This window comes from Mesorhizobium sp. M2E.F.Ca.ET.209.01.1.1, assembly GCF_004010375.2.
Lineage (GTDB): Bacteria > Pseudomonadota > Alphaproteobacteria > Rhizobiales > Rhizobiaceae > Mesorhizobium.
The window spans coordinates 1-378 of sequence record NZ_SADP02000375.1; the positions used below are offsets into that span (position 1 = coordinate 1).

General features: G+C 60.1%; 1 pseudogene. It reads left to right on the forward strand.

What is annotated here, in order from left to right:
* Window positions 1-51 precede the first annotated feature (51 nt).
* A pseudogene (locus EN852_RS36060) lies at window positions 52-378 on the forward strand (AMP-binding protein); the annotation flags it as partial.

Here is a 378-nt window from a genome sequence, read left to right on the forward strand (position 1 = left end):
AACGAGGTTTCACGAGGCAGTGTCGGCGAGCTACAGGTTCGAGGGCCGGGAATGCTGTCGGGCTATTACAAGTCGCCTGGCGCCTCCGCCGATGCCTTCGACGACGCGGGATGGTTCAAGACCGGAGATCTCTTCCGTCAAGACAGCGACGGCTACTACTTCTGGGTCGCCCGGGCCAAAGACGTCATCAGGCGGAGCAATGAAAACATCTCGGCGACAGAGCTGGAGGAGGAAGTCGCCAGGCTCGCTGGGATACTGGAGGTCGCGGCAGTTCCGGTGCCCGACGATTATCGCGGCGAAGAGGTTAAACTTTACATCCGCCTGCAGCCCGGTTTTTCGACCAGTGAGGTTCCGCCAAAAGCGATCCTAGAGCACTGC